Source organism: Gilliamella sp. B14448G11 (assembly GCF_016101765.1).
GTDB lineage: Bacteria > Pseudomonadota > Gammaproteobacteria > Enterobacterales > Orbaceae > Gilliamella > Gilliamella apicola_N.
On the sequence record NZ_JACFPX010000019.1, the window covers coordinates 40,985 to 58,116 of the forward strand.

Genomic DNA, 17,132 nt, shown 5'->3' on the forward strand with positions numbered 1-17,132 from the left:
TATTTTGATGCAAGAATATAAAAAACCTGAGTCGGTACTGGTGGTGATTTACTGCCAGACAACCAATCGTTACCTTATGTTACAACGCAAAGATGATCCATTATTTTGGCAATCAGTAACAGGTAGCATGGAGACAGATGAATTGCCACGTCAAACCGCAATTCGTGAAGTTTTGGAAGAAACAGGCATTGATATTATAAAGGAAAATCTTGAACTAATTGATGCTAACTACACGGTTGAATTTGAGATTTTCCCACAGTTTCGACATAGATATTCGCCAGAAGTTAAGATAAATAAAGAACATTGGTTTTATTTGCCTCTTGCTAAAGAAGTAATTCCAGTTCTAACCGAGCACTTAGCTTATCAATGGCTGGCTATGGGAGATGCAGTTAACCTAACTGCGTCGCCTAATAATAGTCAGGCTATTTGTAAAATTAACAACTTTCTTAAATTGAGTTAAGAGGTAAAAAATGAAATTAAGCCAGTATATCATTGTATTTTTTTGTTTATTTTTTTCAATAACGTGTAGTTATGCGGAAATTAAAATTGAAAAATGTAAAACAAATGATAGTGATTATATTATTTTTGATGAATATGATTCTCAAATTGCTGAAAAAATAATTGATTATAAACTACATAACCAACCGGAAAAGCGAGAAAGTAGTATTATCAAAATATTTGCGAATGAAAATAGTGATGATCGTAATTATTGGTTAGCTTCTTTCCAATTTGATGATCAGACTCAACAATATCTATTTTACCAAGTTGAACCCGACACATTTATCGAAATTGATAAAAACCAATTTGAAGCTTTACTACCTAAAATTGTAGAGTGTAATCAAAATCAACAAACACCCATTTACAGTGAAAATTTTGATGAAGACTAATTGCGATTAAAAAGATAACCACTTTAAGGATTAAAAGATACCTTTGGATATGATCTACAAAAGATCAATAAGTAATAGAGAGTGATAATAAATGAACTTTCCTGATTTTCGTGAATTTTTAGATTATCTTGAACAACAAGGCGAATTAAAAAGAATTACTTATCCTGTTAATCCTTATCTTGAAATGACAGAAATTGCCGATCGGGTATTACGTAATGAAGGGCCAGCCTTATTGTTTGAAAATCCGATTGGTTATGATATACCAGTCTTGTGTAATTTATTCGGTACGGCTAAACGCGTAGCTATGGGGATGGGACGCGAAGACATTTCGGCTTTGCGTGAAATTGGGGAATTGTTAGCGTTTTTACGCGAGCCAGAACCACCTAAAGGCATTCGCCAATTTTTTAATGTATTACCTAAATATAAACAAGTCTTAAATATGCCAGTTAAACAACGATCTTCAGCGCCCTGTCAAGAGGTGGTCTTTGAAAATGATGAAGTTGATTTAACGCGTTTACCCATTATGCACTGTTGGCCCGAAGATGTCGCACCTTTATTATCTTGGGGATTGACTATTACCAAAGGTCCTTATAAAGATCGACAAAATGTCGGTATTTATCGCTTACAGCTCTTAGGTAATAATAAATTAATTATGCGTTGGTTATCACATCGTGGCGGTGCGCTGGATTTTGCCGAGTGGCAACAATCACATCCTAATGAAAAATTTCCAGTTAGCGTTGCCATTGGCGCTGATCCTGCGACCATTTTAGCAGCAGTTACACCAGTACCCGATACTTTACCTGAATATGCTTTTGCAGGATTGTTACGGGGTAAACGAACAGAAGTAGTTAAATCATTATCCAACGATTTGGATGTACCAGCAACGGCTGAAATTATTCTTGAAGGTTACATTGACCCTAATGAGTTAGCACAGGAAGGTCCTTATGGTGATCATACTGGTTATTATAATGAAATTGAACAATTTCCCGTCTTTACTGTAACTCATATAACACATCGTAAAGATGCGATTTATCATTCAACTTATACTGGGCGACCACCTGATGAACCTGCAGTCATGGGACTTGCATTAAATGAAGTGTTTATTCCAATTTTGCAAAAACAATTTCCTGAAATTGTAGATTTCTATTTGCCACCGGAAGGATGCTCATATCGTATTGCTATTGTCACTATAAGAAAGCAATATCCAGGGCATGCCAAGCGTGTCATGATGGGGGTATGGTCTTATTTGCGTCAATTTATGTACACTAAATTTGTGATTGTCTGTGATGATGATATTAATGCACGAGATTGGAAAGATGTCATGTGGGCGATTTCAACACGTATGGATCCACATCGTGATACGACTTTTATCGACAATACTCCCATTGATTATTTAGATTTTGCTTCACCTATTTCTGGGTTGGGTTCTAAAATGGGGTTAGATGCAACCAATAAATGGGTAGGTGAAACCAGTCGAGAATGGGGGAAAATAATAAAAAAAGATCCCAAAATTGTTGCTCGTATTGATGAAATTTGGGACAAACTTGGAATATTATGAATTAAATATTGCAAGTGAAAAATAATTATAGTTAAAATTAGGTACTGTAGATAAATGAATCAATAAAATAAAAACTATTTTTTTTAAGATGGTTATGTATAATTATCGACCATGGTATGGTAATAAAAAATTATGAAAAAATTTCAAATCTTATTAGTACTAGTTTTATCCATCTCTTATGGTGCTTTGGCAAATGAAACTAAAGTGCAATCAGATATGGATTTGCAAGTTGCCGAACCAGGGGCATTGATTCCTTCTTTGCGTGTATCTGCTGAAAACGGGAATGCTGAGGCACAATATTCTCTGGGTACAATTTATAAACAAGGATTAGGTGTTGAAATTAGCGATATTAGAGCACTATTCTGGTATAAAAAAGCCGCAGAGCAAGGTTTAGCGAAAGCACAAAATAATTTGGCATATATGTATCAAAAAGGTTTGGGGATCGTTGCTGATCCCTATGAAGCGTTCAAATATTACAAACTTGCTGCAGATCAAGATTATGCATTGGCCAAATATAATTTAGCCTTAATGTATAAAAATGGTGAAGGTGCCGACAAAAATCCATCAAGTGCGGTTAACTACTTTGTTGAGGCGGGTAACCAAGGTGTTTTAGATGCTTATCTAAATCTAGGTATTATGTATTTTTTTGGTGATGGTGTCGAACAAGATCGTATGTTGGCTGCAGATTGGTTCAGTAAAGCTGCGACAGAAAGCAATCCAGAGGCCCAATACTATTTGGGATTGATGTCAGAGCATGGTGATGGGTTGACTAAAGATTATGTCGCGGCTATCTATTTTTATACTCAAGCAGCTACACAAGGTCATGTGCTTGCTATGTATAATTTAGGTATTATGTACGCAACGGGGACGGGTACTAAACCTGATAATGTACAGGCTGCAAATTGGTTTACTAAAGCTGCTGAAGCAGGTAACGCTGATGCTCAATATAATATTGGGGTTATGTATGATGTAGGTGGAGGCGTTTCAAAAGATATTACAAAAGCCATTGAATGGTATATCAAAGCGGCTGAACAGGGTAGTGTTGATGCTCAATATAATCTCGCTATTAAATATTTAGATGGCGAAGGAACAGAAAAAAATATTAATAAAGCGATATATTGGTTTACTAAAGCGAGTGAGCAAGGTGACCAAGATGCTAAAGCTTATTTAGATGAATTATTAGAAAAATAAAAAGAGCAATTGCTCTTTTTATTTTTTCCTGCTTTTAACTATCCTGAGTTACGCATACCTGCAGCAATACCAGAAATAGTGATCATTAATCCTTGTTCAACGTTACTATTTTCATCTTCATTTCGATTACGCGAACGACTTAATAATTCAGCCTGTAATAGATTTAGAGGTTCAATGTAGGTATTACGTAATGCAACAGATTCTGCAATCCATGGTAGATCAGCCATCAAACTGATATCATCGGTTATAGTGAGTACCGTATTGATATCTTGAGTTAATAAGTTTCTTAACTCTTCTCCCAACGGCCACAAGGCTGGATCGACAAGTCTTTGTTCATAATATTCATGGATATTTGGTGCTGCTTTAGCATACACCATTTCGAGCATACCTAAACGTGCATTAAAGAAAGGCCAATTATGATACATATCTTTAAGTAGATTTTTGTTACCTTCTTCGATAATTTGTTTAAGTGCTGTTCCAGCACCAAGCCAAGAGGGAACCATTAAACGATTTTGTGTCCAAGCAAAAATCCATGGAATAGCTCTTAAACTTTCAATACCGCCACCTGTTCGTCTTTTTTGTGGACGAGAACCGAGTGGTAACCTACCCAATTCAGCTTCTGGCGTTACTGCTCTAAAATAATCGACAAATTCAGAACGTTCACGAATGTAACTACGATAACAACGACAAGAGATATCAGACATTTCGTCCATAATATCTCGCCAGTTTTGTTTAGGTTCAGGTGGTGGTAATAAATTTGCTTGCAAAATGGCTGATGCGTATAACATCAAACTACTGAGTGCCACTTCGGGCAAACCGAGTTTAAAACGAATCATTTCACCTTGTTCAGTGACTCGAAGTCCTCCTTTTAATGATCCTGGTGGTTGTGATAGCAATGCAGCATGTGCAGGAGCACCTCCACGACCAATTGAGCCACCACGACCATGAAATAAAACTAAATTAATATTATATTTTTCGAATAATTTGACTAACTCTTCTTGTGAACGATACTGAGCCCATGATGCAGCAAGCGTTCCAGCGTCTTTAGCTGAATCAGAGTAGCCGATCATGACCATCTGCTTACCATGAATCTTTTCGCGATACCATGGAATATCAAGCAGTTTTTGCATAACTGTCTTGGCATTATTTAAATCGTCTAAGGTTTCAAATAATGGTGCTACAGGAATTATTTTTTGGCAGTCAACTATTTTTAATAGTAAGTAAACAGCCAAGATATCTGAAGGCGCTTTGGCCATTGAGATCACATATGAAGCAATGGATTCTTCACCTGCTTTTTTAATAACTCGACAAGTATCCAAAACTTCTTGAACCATTTCATTTGGTTGCCAATGGTAAGGTAACAATGGGCGATTTGATTGAAGTTCAGTTAACAAAAAAGCTTGTTTTTCTTCTTCTGACCACTCGGCATAACTGCCTAAGTTAAGTTCTTTGGTTAATGCATCCAGTGCTTCAGTGTGCACTGAACTATCTTGACGAATGTCTAATCTAACCAGTTGCAGACCGAAACTTTTTATACGCCGTAAAGTATCAAGCAATGGTCCGTGTGCAATCGTTGACATGCCATTTTCGATTAATGATTCATAACACGTATAGAGTGGCATCCACAATTGTTCGTTTTTAATTAAAATATCCGCTGGAGGTAATACTTGTTCGTTATTTAATAATGACACTATAAAACTGTGGGTTTTTACTAAACGTGCGCGCAATTGTTTCATTACCGCGCGATAAGGTTCAGTTGCTGTTTTATTATTTTCATCTAATAGATTGATGACAGATTGACTGCACTCAGTCATGGATAATTCACGAACCAGAATTTGAATATCTGCTAAAAAAAGCTCAATTGCTTTTAATCTGGCTTGCAACATGACTTTTTCAGTCACTTTTGCTGTTACATTAGGGTTGCCATCGCGATCACCACCCATCCACGAAGTAAATTTAATTGGAACGTGCTCAACAGATAATTGTTCATTAAATGCATCGACTAACTGATCGTTAAATTCACGCAAGAAAAGCGGTACACCTTCCCAAAGACTATCTTCAATAACCGAAAAGCCCCATTTAGCTTCATCAAGTGGTGTTGGTCTTTTTTTACGAATCTCATCGGTGTACCATGCTTGACAAACTAACTGTTTTAAACGGCGCATAATTCGCTCTATTTCATAATCAGCTAAATCGTCATGATCAAGTTGCGATAAACAGTTATTAATCGCAGTATAAGTATTTATCATGGTTCGACGATTGATCTCTGTAGGGTGGGCAGTTAACACAAGTTCAATCGAAAGGTCATTAATGGCTTGAGTAATCGTCTGATTTGAGAAGTTAAGATTTTTTAACGTACTAAACAGTTCTGTCATTTTTTTGGGACTGCTTGATGCTTCACCATGTGGGGATATTCCATAATATTCTGCCGCGGTGTTAACTAAATTCAAAAACTGATTAAATGCACGAGCCACATGTAATAAATCTTCATCGTTAAGATTTTCAATTAGTTTAAGTAATTTATTATGAGCTTGCTTATTACCTTGTTGAGCTGATTTTGATAATTGTCTGATTTGTTCAACTAAATCAAAAGTATCATTGCCTGCTGCCCGTTTAATTGCATCACCTAGTAAAGTACCTAGCATATTGACGTTGCTTCGCATAGAGGAATATTCACTGTTCATTATCTTCTCGTTTTTATCTTTATTAAGTCAAAACAAACTTTAAGCTGCCTAATGAGCATGACAATTTAAAGGTGTTGGGATAAATGTTAGTTAATGTGTTTAACTTATACACTTTATAACAATACTGTATTGAATTTAAATCATAAAATTTTATAATTTTTATTTTTTTTAAGGTTTTAATTATATTTGTTATACTTTATTGATTGATAAAAACAAAATTTTCTATCATTTTTTAACCAAATTTCATTTTTTTATGTTTGTTTTCTGTTAACAAAATGTCAGTAAACTGTATCTTGATATGATTTGGGTATATACTAACAAAACTATAAATGCATATTGGATTATTATTTGATGCTTATTGTTTTCTATATTGCGTCGATTATTGCGGTGTTTGCCGGTATAAAAGCAATTAGTTGCTTACGTGTTGATAAGGCTCTTTTGTACTTTATGGTTTCACTTTTTTCTTCGGCCTTAATATTTATTTTGCTTGATGCATATTTTTCTGTTGTTTTATACATTCTATTATTTATTGCTGGCACAGTGACTTTGTTTCTATCTGTTGCCATTGTATTGCGAATTCGTATAGATAATGTTGAAAATAGAAAAAGGGGTATCAGCCCTAAAATTTGGTTAGGGCCTTTAGTTTTAGCATTTATTTTACTCGTTGTTCTTATTTATGGTGTAGTTAGTACTGACTATTCACAGATCAACGAATCGCATGAATTGATGCACGAAATGTCAGTATATGCTTACATTTTGATATCTGAACTCGCTGGCTTTTTATTATTAGGTGCAATTGTGATCTCTTATCATTTTATGCATCGACTCTTGTCGGAGAAGTAATATGATTCCTCTTATATATAGTCTTATTCTTGCCTCAATTTTATTTGTGATAGGTTTATTAGGGGTAATGATTCGACGTAATCTCTATTTTTTGTTATTAAGCCTTATGATTATGAATAATGGTGCTATTGTTGCATTAGTTTCTGCAGGTAGCTATTGGCAACAATCGGAAGGAGAACTCCTTGCTATTTTAGCGGTGATTACTGTATTAGCTCAAGCTTGTGTAGGACTTGCGTTGCTTACGAAATTAATTTATCGCCGTAAAATCTTTAACATTGATTCACTGAGTGAAATGAAAGGATGAATTTACTTTACTTAACTATTATTATTCCCTTGCTGTCTTTTCTATTGCTAGTTTGCTTGGGTAGGCATCTTCGGCCGATTAATGTCATGATTATCGGTTTTAGTACAATGCTAATAATAAATCTTATTACTATGTTTACCTGTATAGATTTTATAAAAAACACAGTACCGGATATGTTGTTAGTGTATACCAGACCATTATGGACTTGGTTTTCAGTTGGGGATTTTGTCGTACCTTTATCATTAACATTAGACGGTTTATCGTTAACTTTTTTAGTTATAATTGCTTTTTTGGGATTACTAATTTATTTCTTTGCAGCAAGTTATTTAACATCAAAAAAAGATGTTTATACTTTTTATGCCTATAGTAATTTATTAATCGCTAGTATGTTAACCATTATATTGGTTGATAATCTATTAGTTATGTTAATAGGTTGGGAGGGTGTAAGTATAAGTACTTACTTACTTATTGGCATCTATTATAAACAATTGCGCAATGGTTATGCTGCCGTTAAGGCTTTTGTGCTTATGCATTTAACGGATATCTTTTTAATCATTGGTGTATTTTTACTTTATCAAACCTTAGGTACTTTAAATATAGGGGATATTTTAACCCAAGCTCATGATAATTTAGCGATTGATTCCGATATTATCTTTTGGATCACATTAATGCTATTTTTAGGTGCTATTAGTAAGTCTGCTCTTTTTCCAATGCAATCTTGGTTTGTCGAAACAACATTAGCGCCAATGCCTGCGGTAGCTTTAATGCAATCATCTACTGTCATATTATCTGGTGTATACTTAATTTTAAGATTAAGTAACTTGTTTATGATGTCTAATGATACGTTAGACATCATGACTATTTTCGCTTCGCTAACAATCTTATTTGCAAGCTCAATCGCCTTAGTTCAAAGTGATGTTAAACGAATTGTAACTTATATTAATTTAGCTCAAATTAGTTATTTGTTTTATGCTTTTGCAACTCAAAGTTGGTGGTTATCGCTTAATTGCTTAATTAATTATGTTATAACTAGTACTTTATTAATTTTAGCATCGGCAATATTACTCAAAAAATGTCAAGGTGAGCGAAATATTAATAAACTCGGTGGACTTGCAAAATCATTTCCAGTTCTTTATGCCATATTTTTGATTATTATGTTATCGTTAAGTGCGATTCCTTGGATTTCAGCTTCATTTTATATTAAGGGTGATATTATTTGGGGATTAATGATAAAAGATCATTTAATGGCAGGAACGATAGGTTTATTAGGTATTTTGTTATCCAGTTTAAGTATTTGGCGCCTAATTTTTATGGTCTTTTATCATAAACCAAAAATTGCTGAATTTGCGAAAACTAAATGGATTAGTTATTGTCCAATTTTTATCTTACTGATATTTACGACGGCCATTTTTATCTATTTTCCTATACTGTCTCAAAATATTATTCCAATTGCCAAACTGGATACTAATAGTCTGCTATCGTTTCAATTATTGTTAGCAGCAGTAACTATATTAAGCTTTGTTATTGCTTATATTTTTTATGCTCACCCAAATAGTGAAGTACAAGAGGTGTTAAATACGCCAATAGTTAAATTTATCGCAAGATTATGTAATTGCGATTGGCGATTTGATTATTTACTGAATATCATTTTTGTTAAACCTTATGTGTATTTAGCTAACATGCTTAAAAAAGATCCATTAGGAATTTGGGACAATTGGATTATGTTGGGCATAAAAAAAATAAACTCATATATTGTCAGCTTAGAAAATGGGCATATTCGATGGTATATGGTATCTATTGTTATAGGTAGCATTATTATATTAATGTTACTGGTTTTTATTTAATAAAGGTGTAATCATTCATGTTGTTATGGCTTGTTTTTTTACCTGTTATAGGTGGATTTATTAGTTGGTTATGCCATGTATTTTTATTGCGGATTGTAAGATCCTCTCGAATGGTATCGCGTTGGTATCAATTACCGATGATTATTGCTTTCATAACTATTTTTATAACTTTATTGTTATCATTTAGTTTATGGCAAGAGGGGATAACGGTTTTACAACAAGGCAATAATTGGAAAAAAGAAGTTAATATTGAGTGGATTCCTTTGCTTAATATTCACTTTCATCTAGTCTTAGATGGCTTATCATTAGTTTTAATTACCTCAACTCTATTTATTGTGTTACTAACGATTGGTTATTCAAGCAAAGAAAGCCCTAATAATTTTGGTTTATTTTATTTATGCATTTTATTTATGACATCTGCCATTATGATGTTATTTGTCATAACCGATCTATTTTTAATGTTCTTTTTTTGGGAAGCAGTGGCAATCCCGATCTATTTCCTAATTTCTTTATGGGGAAGGCGAGACTCAAATTCTCAACTACGTTTTAATGGAGCAAGTAAATTTTTAATTTATACACAAATTAGTAGTTTACTGATGTTAATTTCAATTGTCTCATTAGCTTTAATTAATTGGACTTTATCTGGTCATTGGACATTTGATTACCAAGAACTAACCAAAACACCTATTTCAAGTTACACTGAATTTATGTTAATGTTAGGTTTTTTAGCTGCCTTTATTATACGTATTCCGTTTGTACCTTTTCATAGCTGGTTTATTGATGCGCACATTGAATCATCAACTACAGGTTCAATGATGATAAGCGGATTATTACTCACAACCTCGACATTCGGTTTGTTACGTATTGTTATTCCGCTCTTTCCTAATGCTTCAATTATGATTATGCCGTTAATTATGATAATGGCATTACTCACGGTTATCTACTCAGCATTACTGACGTTTATTCAAACCGACATTAAAAAATTAATTGCTTATGTACATATCGCTTTGATGGGATTTGTAACTGCAATTATCTATAGTGGTTCTGTTATTGCTTATCAAGGCATTGTAATACAAATGATTGCTATTAATTTAGTTATCGTTGGCATGTTCATGATTAGTGGCTTGTTAGTAGAATGTTATTCAACACGCAACATTAATCAATTTACGGGGCTTAAGCAACAAGTACGTTATATCTCTTCTTTTACCTTATTTTTTATGTTAGCAATTTTAGGTATCCCGGGCACAGCTAATTTTGTTGGAAATTATATGATGTTGCTTGGCAGTTATTCATCTTTTTCATCTTATACAATTTTGCTTGTTGTTGGTTTATTACTATTGTCTATTTCTTTTATTATTCGGATGCAACCTATATTTTATGGCATTGTTGAAAAAAGCTGTGTAACAAAACATCAACTTGGTAAAAGAGATCTTTTGCTACTTGCTAGTGTATTTATTGTACTTGTCTTTATTGGCTTATATCCGCAAATAGTTTTAGATATGTCTTATTCTGTGGTGAATCAAACACAGCAAAATATAACTGCAGAACGAGTAGGAGAGTAATAACTTATGATAGCATTATCGCCTATATTTGTAATAAGCTTGACTATCATTGTTTTGCTTATCTTATTAGCTTTCTTAAAAATAAATACAAAAATATGCGCCTTGACAACCATATGTGGTTTAGGATGTGCGTTAGCTTGTGCCGTCATCATTGGATACAATATTTCATCTAGCACCCAAATGATTACTAATATTAGTAATGATAATATGCAAATGTCAGACAATTCTGATGCATCGATTCAAGACGCTGTGCCTTCAAACGAGGAAACTATTGCCGTAGATGCTGTTCCAACTGAAACTGTTGTTTCGCCTAATGAAAATAGTGTTAATACACAAATTGATACCAATACCGAAGGTAATAATACTGAAATTAATACTAATTCAGAAACCAATACAAATACTGGACCTAGTACTAACATTAATAGCGAAACTAATACTAATTCAGGGACCAACACTAATACTGAAACTAGTACTAATACTAATGGAGAAACTAATACTAATTCAGGAACCAACACTAATACTGAAGTGAGTACTCCAGCTGGAAGCAATACTAATATTGATGCGACGGCTATGACGGTTGATAGCAATAAAAGTGATATCAATCCAAAAATAGATTCTTCTGTAGAATATTGGAAAGCTCGTCAGATCACTGCGCTTTTTACCTGTGATGGTTATGGATTATTATATACTAGCTTAATTTTAATTATTGCCATTACCGTATCTTGTTTGGCTTATCGTTGGTTTGTACAAGAGCATTTACCTCATGGTCTTTTTTACGTCATTCTATTGTTCATGACCTTAGGTGGTATAACGCTTGTGTATGCTAGCCATTTAATTGCATTTTTTATTGGTATTGAATTGCTTTCAATACCTTTTGTCGGATTAATAGGATATCAATATATACAAACGCACTCTTTAGAAGCCGCCGTTAAATATATGATTTTATCGGCTGTGGCGAGTGCATTTTTATTAATGGGAATTGCTTTTTATTATGCATCAACAGGAGAGCTTACTTTTAGTGGTTTAAGTTATCAACTCTCAACGATGTCTTATCCAAGTAATTTATTACTAATGGGAGTTTGTTTAATACTCGTTGGCATAGGCTTTAAACTATCATTGGTTCCATTTCAGCTTTGGTTACCTGATGTTTATCAAGGCGCGCCTACTGTTGTGGCTTTACTATTATCAACTGTTGGTAAAGTTGCATTATTCTGTGCTATTGCAAGATTGTTTTTATTGGCACCGATTGTTAATAATGAAACTATTCGTATGATTTTGGTCATGATGGCCTTTTTGTCTATTTTATGGGGTAATTTAGTCGCGTTAATGCAAACTAGTTTGAAACGGTTGCTTGCTTACTCCTCAATTGCACATTTCGGTTATTTATTGATCGCTTTAATCTCTGTTCAATATCAAGTGCTTGCTTTAGAAACCATTGGCGTCTATTTAATCGGTTATATTTTGGCAAACATCTGTATTTTGGGTGTTATTAGTCTAGAGTCTCATTCAAACGAGCTACAAGATCATGAAAACGAAGTTGACCTCTCAGGTCTATTTTGGCGTAGACCAATATTAGCATTAACCATGGGAATTGGCTTATTATCATTAGCGGGGGTTCCGCTTACAGCAGGCTTTATAGGTCGTTTTTTACTGGTATTATTAGGCGTCACTGCGGAATTGTGGTGGTTGATAGCCGCTGTAGTAATAGGTAGTGCATTAGGACTCTATTTCTATGCACGTTTGATAATCAATCTTTATATCAGACCGACTTATCGCGATGATCAATTGCTAAACAATCCAGTAATTAAATTGAAATGGCAAGATATAAAAACAAGTGAACTTATTATTGGTTTATCTGCACTATTAATTTTAATTTGTGGCATTTATCCAAAATGGTTATTCAACTTGGTAAGCATGGCGCAATACTTAACAACCTAATAAATACGTTTCCGCCTTCATTATTATGTTGGCGGAATTATCATAGTATTATCCAATATAGAACGCTATTTTTTATACTTAAATGTATAGTGAACCTGAAACTTCTTGACAAGAAATAGTTAATAACAGATTTGTTTCTTGTGTTATAATTCTGACCTTTAATATTATATTTGAATCAAGAGGACCTGTATGGACTTTTTAATCTCTAATGCTTATGCTGCTGATGGCGCTACAGTTGAAAATAATCCTTATTTCTTACCTATCATGCTAGTTGTATTTGGTTTGTTTTTCTATTTTATGATTATGCGCCCACAACAAAAACGTGCTAAAGCTCATCGTGACTTAATGGCTGCTATTTCCAAAGGTGATGAAGTATTAACTAATGGTGGACTTATTGGTCGAGTAGCAAAAGTTAACGAAAATGGTTATATTGCGTTAGAATTAAATGATTCAACTCAAGTTGTGATCAAACGTGACTTTATCACATCTGTTTTACCAAAAGGGACAATGAAATCACTATAATAGTGTGTTTCCTATTATAGTTCATTGTGTTAATTACCTAATCCCACAAGAGAATACGTCGTGTTAAATCGCTATCCTTTGTGGAAGTACATTATGTTGGTCGTCGTGATTTGCGTCGGCCTTCTTTACGCACTTCCAAATATTTATGGTGAAGATCCTGCTATACAGATTTCTGGTTCAAATACTTCTGATATTGATATTACCACGCAAGATAAAATCAGAAAAATTTTGGCAGATAATCACATTGAAACCAAATCATTTGTTTTTGAAAATAAATCTATCTTAATCCGTGTTGGTGATAATGATACTCAGCTAAAAGCTAAAGAGTTGATTTCCAAAGAGCTAGGTGACGCTTATATTGTTGCTTTGAATTTGGCCCCAGCAACACCAAAATGGCTTACTGTATTAGGTGCAGAGCCGATGAAACTCGGTTTAGACTTACGAGGTGGTGTTCATTTCTTAATGGAAGTTGATATGACCACTGCATTAAGTAAACTCACAGAACAATCCATTGAAAATTTAAGATTTGAATTTAATAATAGTAAATTAAAATATAAAGCTCTTAATAAAGACGGTAACCAACAAATTGTCATGCAATTTGATAATACCGAAGATCGTAACAAAGCTATTACTAAGATCAATGGTATTCCAGATTTTAAACTTATCTCTCAAACTGAAAACAGTATTACCTTAAGCGTTAGTGAACAACGATTACAACAAGCTAAAAATGATGCAGTTCAACAAAATACGACCATTTTACGTAATCGGGTAAATCAATTAGGTGTAGCTGAACCAATTGTCCAACGCCAGGGTGCAGATCGAATTGTCGTCGAATTACCTGGTATTCAAGATACAGCATTAGCTAAAAGTATTTTAGGTGCAACTGCTACCCTTGAATTTAGACAAGTAAATGAAGAAAACACGGCTAATTTACCAGCCATGCTTGCAGGTGAAATGCGTGTACCTTACGGATCTGAAATCAAATATATGGAAAATGGGCGTCCTGTTTTACTCTATAAACGCATCGTTTTAACGGGTGATCATATTACCGACTCGTCGTTTAGAGTTAATGAATATGGTCAACCAGAAGTTTCCATTACGCTTGATAGTTCAGGCGGTAAGGCAATGTTAAACTTCACTCAAAAAAATATTCATAAAGCAATGGCTACATTATTTGTTGAATATAAAGATACCGGCAAACGTGATGAAAATGATAAACCGATTCTTGAAAAACAAGAACGTGTTATTAACGTTGCGACAATTCAAGGTATTTTTAGTGAACGATTCCAAGTAACGGGTATAAGCAGCGTTGATCAAGCTAGAAACTTATCCCTACTATTAAGAGCGGGGGCATTAATTGCACCAATTCAAATTATTGAAGAACGTACAGTTGGACCATCAATGGGACAAGAGAACATTACACAAGGTTTAGAATCTTGTGTATGGGGCTTATTAGTTTCTGTCATCTTTATGTTAATCATGTATCGTTTGTTTGGTGTATTTGCGAGCCTTGCATTAATCGCTAATCTTATTTTAATTGTCGGCATCATGTCTCTATTGCCTGGAGCAACATTAAGTATGCCTGGTATTGCAGGAATAGTGTTAACGGTCGGTATGGCGGTTGATGCCAATGTTCTGATTAATGAGCGAATAAAAGAAGAGCTTAGTAATGGTCGTGGTGTTCAACATGCAATAAATGAAGGATATGCAGGCGCTTGGAGTAGTATTTTTGATGCTAACCTAACTACATTAATTACTGCGGTTATCCTTTATGCCGTCGGCACAGGATCAATCAAAGGTTTTGCTATAACATTGGGTATAGGTATCATTACATCAATGTTTACATCGATTGTAGGTACTCGTGCATTAGCCAATCTTATTTATGGCGGTCGCCGTGTTAATAAGTTATCAATTTAGAGGTTTATTGTGATTGTTAATAAAAATGAAAATCATGATGTAAGAGAATTGAATCATGGCCGCAGAGTCCTCGACTTTTTAAAATTTGGCTTTGTTGCTTTTGTTATCTCAATGTTATTGGTAGTGGCATCGTTTGTTATTATCTTTGTCAAAGGTTTTAATCTTGGACAAGATTTTACAGGCGGTACGACTGTTGAAATAACCGTAACCAAAGACGTTAATCTTGATGATCTACGTAATAGTTTGCGTAATGAGGGTTATCATGAACCGATTGTGCAGTACTATGGTAGCAGTAAAGATATTATCATTCGATTACCTTCCGCTAAACAAGAGGACGGTGGTATATCATCAGTAATTGATAATGAATTGGGTGCAAAAATTTCTAATTTAGTACATAAAGAAATTGATGAAGATGCACAAATTAAACGAATTGAATTTGTTGGACCAACGGTTGGTGCAGAACTTGCTCAAGATGGTATTTTGGCAATTTGTGCAGCATTAGTTTGTATTCTGATTTATATTGCATTTCGTTTTGAATGGCGATTTGGTACTGGTGCGGTAGTTGCATTAGCACATGATGTTGTAATAACTGCTGGGTATTTATCACTGTTTGAACGTGAATTAGATCTAACAATTATTGCGGCGATGCTATCAATAATAGGTTATTCACTTAATGATACGATTGTGGTATTCGATCGAATTCGTGAAAACTTTAGAAAAATACGTCGAGCATCACCTTACGATGTTATTAACATCTCTTTAACTCAGACATTGCATCGAACCTTAATGACATCAGGTACAACGCTTGCTGTGGTTGTTATCCTTTATATTTTTGGTGGTTCTATGTTGAAAGGCTTCTCAGAAACATTAGGCGTTGGTATCGTACTTGGTACGATTTCATCGATTTATGTGGCTGCGTACATGTCACTTAAACTAGGTGTTAAACGTGAGCACTTTATGCCTCCAAAAGTAGAGGCTGAAGGCGCCGATCAACCTTCAATATTACCTTAAACCCATATTCTGCCACATTTATTGTGGCAGAAATTTTTTGATTAATTATCAGACAAATAACATCAAATAGATTGACACTTAATCTTTAGTTGCATATCATTACCCGCAGTTTCTACCTTTCTATTGGGGCCATAGCTCAGCTGGGAGAGCGCAACGCTGGCAGCGTTGAGGTCAGGGGTTCGATCCCCCTTGGCTCCACCAATTCAATAAACAGTAACATTCTTTAAAACCCTACAAAGTACACCAAACCCAGTAATAACAAGCCTTAAAGTCTATTTTATTGCCCATTAAGTATCAGTAAGGTACATTTACAACCATAATTTTTAGGTATATGCTTAGGTATACAAATACAATATATCTAAAAACCGTATACCTAAAATAATTATGGCAAGGAAAACACATCCATTAACAGACACCCAAATAAAAGCAGCCAAACCAAGAGATAAAGATTACTCTTTATTTGATGGCGGTGGTATGTATCTCTTAGTTAAATCGAATAATTCTAAAATCTGGCGTTTTAAGTATACGCGTCCATATACCAAAAAGGGCGCATTAATTAGCTTCGGTAGTTATCCTGAGGTTTCACTACAGCAAGCGCGAAAACAACGAGATGAAGCGCGAGAATTAATAAAGCAAGGTGTAGATCCTCAAGAGCACAAAGCAGAACAAGAACAACGTAAGCATGACGAAATTACTAGCACCTTTAAAAAGGTAGCCGCTGATTGGTTTAAAGTTAAAAGTGGCAAAGGACTAACTGAAAGCACCTTAAAAAGAACGTGGGAATCGTGGATAGGCTACACTAATTAGTACCAATTTTATAAGGTCATTGTTATGATAAACCAACAATAAAAAAAGGTAACAATAATGACAA

General features: G+C 34.4%; 14 protein-coding genes and 1 tRNA gene. 14 read left to right on the forward strand and 1 reads right to left on the reverse strand.

Annotated features, from left to right (window positions below):
• Positions 1-7 precede the first annotated feature (7 nt).
• The 4 genes from nudB (at position 8) to H3S88_RS11215 (ending at position 3,636) form a co-directional block, all read left to right on the forward strand.
• Positions 8-460: a dihydroneopterin triphosphate diphosphatase gene (nudB, locus tag H3S88_RS11200; RefSeq protein WP_198228879.1), complete on the forward strand. Its 453-nt coding sequence runs from the start codon at positions 8-10 to the stop codon at positions 458-460.
• A 10-nt stretch (positions 461-470) separates the two neighbouring features.
• Positions 471-887 carry a hypothetical protein gene (locus tag H3S88_RS11205; RefSeq protein WP_198228878.1) on the forward strand — a complete coding sequence of 139 codons (417 nt, stop codon included), beginning with the start codon at positions 471-473 and terminating at the stop codon, positions 885-887.
• Positions 888-978: 91 nt separating this feature from the next.
• Positions 979-2,445, forward strand: a complete 1,467-nt coding sequence (ubiD, locus tag H3S88_RS11210) for a 4-hydroxy-3-polyprenylbenzoate decarboxylase (protein ID WP_198228877.1) — start codon at positions 979-981, stop codon at positions 2,443-2,445.
• Positions 2,446-2,577: 132 nt separating this feature from the next.
• Entirely contained in the window at positions 2,578-3,636 is a 1,059-nt protein-coding gene (locus H3S88_RS11215; RefSeq protein WP_198228876.1) for an SEL1-like repeat protein, read from the forward strand.
• Between the two features lie 38 nt (positions 3,637-3,674).
• Here the strand turns inward: H3S88_RS11215 and ppc are convergent, their stop codons facing one another.
• Positions 3,675-6,320, reverse strand: a complete 2,646-nt coding sequence (ppc, locus tag H3S88_RS11220) for a phosphoenolpyruvate carboxylase (protein WP_198228875.1) — start codon at positions 6,318-6,320, stop codon at positions 3,675-3,677.
• A gap of 351 nt (positions 6,321-6,671) precedes the next feature.
• Between ppc and H3S88_RS11225 the strand changes: the two genes are divergently transcribed.
• The 10 genes from H3S88_RS11225 (at position 6,672) to H3S88_RS11270 (ending at position 17,068) form a co-directional block, all read left to right on the forward strand.
• Positions 6,672-7,163 carry an NADH-quinone oxidoreductase subunit J gene (locus H3S88_RS11225; protein WP_065737829.1) on the forward strand — a complete coding sequence of 164 codons (492 nt, stop codon included), beginning with the start codon at positions 6,672-6,674 and terminating at the stop codon, positions 7,161-7,163.
• A 1-nt stretch (position 7,164) separates the two neighbouring features.
• Complete coding sequence (gene nuoK / locus H3S88_RS11230; RefSeq protein WP_198228874.1) at positions 7,165-7,467, forward strand: NADH-quinone oxidoreductase subunit NuoK; 303 nt, start codon at positions 7,165-7,167, stop codon at positions 7,465-7,467.
• Positions 7,468-7,640: 173 nt separating this feature from the next.
• On the forward strand, positions 7,641-9,311 hold the full coding sequence (locus H3S88_RS11235; RefSeq protein WP_198237272.1) for an NADH-quinone oxidoreductase subunit L: 1,671 nt from the start codon (positions 7,641-7,643) through the stop codon (positions 9,309-9,311).
• A gap of 17 nt (positions 9,312-9,328) precedes the next feature.
• Positions 9,329-10,873 (forward strand): NuoM family protein, encoded by a 1,545-nt coding sequence (locus H3S88_RS11240; RefSeq protein ID WP_198228872.1) that lies wholly within the window; start codon positions 9,329-9,331, stop codon positions 10,871-10,873.
• Positions 10,874-10,879: 6 nt separating this feature from the next.
• On the forward strand, positions 10,880-12,811 hold the full coding sequence (locus H3S88_RS11245) for an NADH-quinone oxidoreductase subunit N (protein WP_198228871.1): 1,932 nt from the start codon (positions 10,880-10,882) through the stop codon (positions 12,809-12,811).
• Between the two features lie 189 nt (positions 12,812-13,000).
• Complete coding sequence (yajC, locus tag H3S88_RS11250) at positions 13,001-13,333, forward strand: preprotein translocase subunit YajC (RefSeq protein WP_065737824.1); 333 nt, start codon at positions 13,001-13,003, stop codon at positions 13,331-13,333.
• Positions 13,334-13,393: 60 nt separating this feature from the next.
• Positions 13,394-15,250, forward strand: a complete 1,857-nt coding sequence (gene secD, locus H3S88_RS11255) for a protein translocase subunit SecD (protein ID WP_198228870.1) — start codon at positions 13,394-13,396, stop codon at positions 15,248-15,250.
• Between the two features lie 12 nt (positions 15,251-15,262).
• Positions 15,263-16,261: a protein translocase subunit SecF gene (secF, locus tag H3S88_RS11260; RefSeq protein ID WP_198228906.1), complete on the forward strand. Its 999-nt coding sequence runs from the start codon at positions 15,263-15,265 to the stop codon at positions 16,259-16,261.
• Between the two features lie 125 nt (positions 16,262-16,386).
• Positions 16,387-16,462, forward strand: a tRNA-Ala gene (locus H3S88_RS11265).
• A gap of 183 nt (positions 16,463-16,645) precedes the next feature.
• A complete protein-coding gene (locus H3S88_RS11270; RefSeq protein ID WP_198228869.1) occupies positions 16,646-17,068 on the forward strand; it encodes an integrase arm-type DNA-binding domain-containing protein in 423 nt (140 codons plus the stop codon).
• Positions 17,069-17,132: the final 64 nt, after the last annotated feature.

Coding starts and splice junctions, on each gene's coding strand:
- nudB (WP_198228879.1), top strand. CDS start 8: ATGCAAGAATATAAAAAACCTGAGTCGGTACTGGTGGTGATTTACTGC.
- H3S88_RS11205 (WP_198228878.1), top strand. CDS start 471: ATGAAATTAAGCCAGTATATCATTGTATTTTTTTGTTTATTTTTTTCA.
- ubiD (WP_198228877.1), top strand. CDS start 979: ATGAACTTTCCTGATTTTCGTGAATTTTTAGATTATCTTGAACAACAA.
- H3S88_RS11215 (WP_198228876.1), top strand. CDS start 2,578: ATGAAAAAATTTCAAATCTTATTAGTACTAGTTTTATCCATCTCTTAT.
- ppc (WP_198228875.1), bottom strand. CDS start 6,320: ATGAACAGTGAATATTCCTCTATGCGAAGCAACGTCAATATGCTAGGT.
- H3S88_RS11225 (WP_065737829.1), top strand. CDS start 6,672: ATGCTTATTGTTTTCTATATTGCGTCGATTATTGCGGTGTTTGCCGGT.
- nuoK (WP_198228874.1), top strand. CDS start 7,165: ATGATTCCTCTTATATATAGTCTTATTCTTGCCTCAATTTTATTTGTG.
- H3S88_RS11235 (WP_198237272.1), top strand. CDS start 7,641: ATGTTGTTAGTGTATACCAGACCATTATGGACTTGGTTTTCAGTTGGG.
- H3S88_RS11240 (WP_198228872.1), top strand. CDS start 9,329: ATGTTGTTATGGCTTGTTTTTTTACCTGTTATAGGTGGATTTATTAGT.
- H3S88_RS11245 (WP_198228871.1), top strand. CDS start 10,880: ATGATAGCATTATCGCCTATATTTGTAATAAGCTTGACTATCATTGTT.
- yajC (WP_065737824.1), top strand. CDS start 13,001: ATGGACTTTTTAATCTCTAATGCTTATGCTGCTGATGGCGCTACAGTT.
- H3S88_RS11270 (WP_198228869.1), top strand. CDS start 16,646: ATGGCAAGGAAAACACATCCATTAACAGACACCCAAATAAAAGCAGCC.